The following is a 3,268-nucleotide window of genomic DNA, read 5'->3' as shown; positions in this document are numbered from 1 at the left end:
GGGCGGGGGCGCGGGGACGGGCGGTCCGTTGGTGCGGTGGCTGCGCGAGGTGTGGGAGATCCGCCTCTACCGGTACATCGCCCTGCTGGCGACCCTCGCGCTGGTCGCCGGAGCGTTCTTCGCGGTGCGGACGGTGACCCGTGAGGACCGTTCGTGCGCGCCCGGAGTGTCCCGGCCCGAGGGCAGCGGGGAGTGCGTGGGCGTGACGACGGACGCCTACGACTTCGGGCAGCCGCGACTGCGGGAGGCGGTGCGGGCGATCGACCGGGAGAACGACGCGCTGAAGGCGGGGAGTTACGTGACGGTGGCGCTGATGCTGCCGTACACGGCCACCACCCCGTCGACGCTGAGCGACATCCTGCACGAGGTGCAGGGCGCCTACCTGGCGCAGTGGCAGGCCAACCACACCTCCAACGGGCAGGCCCCGGCGATCCGGCTGGTGCTCGCCAATCCCGGTGCCACCAGCGAGCACTGGGAGGTGATGGTCGACCAGCTGGAGCGGATGACGAAGAGCGCCGACCGGCTGCGCGCGGTGGCCGGGGTCGGCCAGAGCACCGACAACAACAAGAAGGCCGTTGCGGAAATGACCCGGCGGGGCATCCCGGTGATCGGCGCCTCGATCACCGCCGACGATCTCGCCAACGGGCAGGACGGCAAGGACCCGTTCCCCGGACTCGCGCGGGTCGCCCCGACCAACACCGACGAGGCGCGGGCGCTGGCCTCCTTCGCGAAGGTGAGCGCGGGGCGGGCGCTGCTGGTGTACGACAAGCCGGGTGATCCGTACACGCGGACGCTCCAGGCGTCGTTCGCCGCGCTGATCGAGGGCTCGCCGTACGAGCCGCAGCCGTTCACGCCGCCGGCCGACCGGACCCGGGAGGGGACGACGGCGAACACGTTCCGGCAGATCACGCATCTGGTGTGCGACACCGCGCCGGGCACGGACACCATCCTGTTCGCCGGCCGGCACACGCAGTTGCGGCAGTTCATCAACGCGCTGGGCACCCGCGGCTGCCAGGACCGGCGGTTCACGCTGCTGACGGGTGACGAGGGCTCGTACCTGACGGGCGACACGAAGCTCGACCGAACCGCTCTCACGCACAACCTGTCCGTGCGCTACACCGCCCTCGCCCACCCGGACGCCTGGCCGAGCGACCCGGCGGTGACGGGCGGCTCGGCGCGGGACGCGCAGACGCTGACCGATCTGCTGGCCCGCGCCGGGCGTGCGCCGGTCGGGCCGATCGGGGAGACCGGCGGGAGGGGCCTGGAGGACGGTCAGCTGATCATCGGGTACGACGCGGTGCGGCTGGCGGTGCACGGTGTCCGCGAGGCGACAGCGGACGGCGCGGCGGTGCCGCCGCTGGCGGAGGTGGGCCTCCAGTGGCCGCAGGTCAAGGGCTCGCTGCGGGTGAACGGGGCGAGCGGCTGGATCTGCCTGGACGTGCACGGCAACCCGTACAACAAGGCCGTACCGATCGTGGAGCTGACACCCGAGGGCGGTTCGCGCTTCGTGCGGATCGCGTGGCCGGAGGGGAAGCCGCCGGCGAAGGAGTGCCTGCCGCCGTCGTAGTCGTCGGAGCCTGCCGACGGGCCGGGAGGCCTGGCACCCCACCCCCCTTCACGATCCGATCAACCGTTCGAATCTTGCCCGCCAGCGGGGCTCCGTCTCGCCCTCGCCCTGGAACTCGTGGGTGAAGCGGAGGGCGGTGCCGCCCTCGTCGTCGTGCTCCAGGTGGAAGCGCATCCGGCCGCCGCCCTCCACCGTGTACTCGGCGACCCGCTCCACGTCCCAGGCGGTGACCTGTCCGGCACCCAGGCCGGGCAGGCCGATCACTCCGCCCAGCCGGGGTTCGAGGACGTCGACGGGGCCGTACCAGCCCGAGAGCCCTTCGGCGGTGGCGAGGGCGGGCCAGACCGCCTCGACGGGCCGCGGGAGCCGCACCAGGAAATGCAGGATGTGCGTGTTCCCGTGGGTCTGACTGGAGCCCTGTTCGATGGAACCGCTCATGACACCAGAGTGACCCCCGGGAACCGCTTTCGCGTTGTTACCGAGGGTCACACCACTGGGCTACCGCGAAGGCTGCCGTCTACACACCGGCGTACGAGTGCTTGCCGGTGACGAAGATGTTGACGCCGTAGTAGTTGAACAGCCAGCAGCCGAAGGCGGCCAGGGCCAGGTAGGCGGCCTTGCGGCCCTTCCAGCCGGCGGTGGCGCGGGCGTGCAGGTAGCAGGCGTAGGCGACCCAGGTGATGAAGGACCAGGTCTCCTTGGGGTCCCAGCCCCAGTAGCGGCCCCAGGCGTCACCCGCCCAGATCGCGCCCGCGATGATCGTGAACGTCCACAGCGGGAACACGGCCGCGTTGACGCGGTAGGCGAACTTGTCGAGGGTGGCCGCGGCGGGCAGCCGGTCGAGGACCGAGTTGGCGAACTTCCCGGGCTTGCCGCCGCTCACCAGCTTGCTCTCGTAGGAGTCCTTGAAGAGGTACAGGATCGTGGAGACCGCGCCGACGTAGAACACCGCGCCGCAGAAGATCGCGGTGGAGACGTGGATGTACAGCCAGTACGAGTGCAGGGCCGGGACCAGCTGGTCGCTCGCCGTGTACAGCACGGTGACGGCGAGGCCGAGGTCGAGCAGGACCGAGGTGATGAGGAACAGTCCGAGCCAGCGCACGTTCTTGCGCAGGGCCAGCAGCGTGAGGTACACGCCGACGGCCACCGTGGAGAAGGTGATGTTGAACTCGTACATGTTGCCCCACGGCGCCCGCTGCACCGAGAGCGCGCGGGTGAGCACCCCGCCGAACTCGATCGCGAAGGCGAGCACCGTGAGGGAGATGGCGATACGGCCGTAGAGGTCGCCCTGTTCGTCCCCGCCGTGCGCGCCCGGACCGTCGGGCACGTCGCGGGTACCGGTGGCGGACCGCACCACGACCTTCGGCCGCTCCAGGACGGCGGTGCCGCCGCCCTTCTGCACGGTGACGGCCGGGGCCGTCTTCCTGGCCGCGGCCTGGGCGGTCAGCGCGGCGGCGGTACGGCCGACCTTGCTGCGGCCGCCGAAGGTCCATTCGGCGATGTAGGCGAAGAAGGCCAGGGTGTAGACGGCCATCGCGGAGTAGATCAGCGTGTTGCTGATGCTCGCGAGGTTCTCGTTGTTCGCGGCGGCGAGGTTCACCGCGCCGGCGAGGTCGGTTGCGGCGGCGAGAGTCACTTCTCAGACCCTTCGGCAGGTACGGCTCGGGGATCGGGGGTGTCGGGGGATTTCTTTAAAAAAAT

General features: G+C 70.7%; 3 protein-coding genes. 1 reads left to right on the top strand and 2 read right to left on the bottom strand.

Annotated elements, in window-relative coordinates; genetic code table 11:
- The first annotated feature begins 28 nt into the window (after positions 1-28).
- Complete coding sequence (locus tag P1P75_RS40700) at positions 29-1,567, top strand: hypothetical protein (protein WP_319264853.1); 1,539 nt, start codon at positions 29-31, stop codon at positions 1,565-1,567.
- 48 nt (positions 1,568-1,615) lie between these two features.
- Here the strand turns inward: P1P75_RS40700 and P1P75_RS40695 are convergent, their stop codons facing one another.
- Entirely contained in the window at positions 1,616-2,005 is a 390-nt protein-coding gene (locus tag P1P75_RS40695; protein ID WP_319264850.1) for a hypothetical protein, read from the bottom strand.
- A 79-nt stretch (positions 2,006-2,084) separates the two neighbouring features.
- Positions 2,085-3,203, bottom strand: coding sequence for a c-type cytochrome biogenesis protein CcsB (gene ccsB, locus P1P75_RS40690; protein WP_319264847.1), 1,119 nt, complete (start codon positions 3,201-3,203; stop codon positions 2,085-2,087).
- Positions 3,204-3,268 lie beyond the last annotated feature (65 nt).

The organism is Streptomyces sp. ID05-39B (assembly GCF_033794725.1).
In the GTDB taxonomy this organism is placed as follows: Bacteria; Actinomycetota; Actinomycetes; order Streptomycetales; family Streptomycetaceae; genus Streptomyces; species Streptomyces bobili.
Note: the sequence above shows the minus strand (reverse complement) of the source record. Positions and strands in the feature narration are given on the sequence as shown.

What these genes read in the sequence shown, in the direction of transcription:
- P1P75_RS40695 (WP_319264850.1), bottom strand. Translation starts at nt 2,005, where the DNA reads ATGAGCGGTTCCATCGAACAGGGCTCCAGTCAGACCCACGGGAACACG.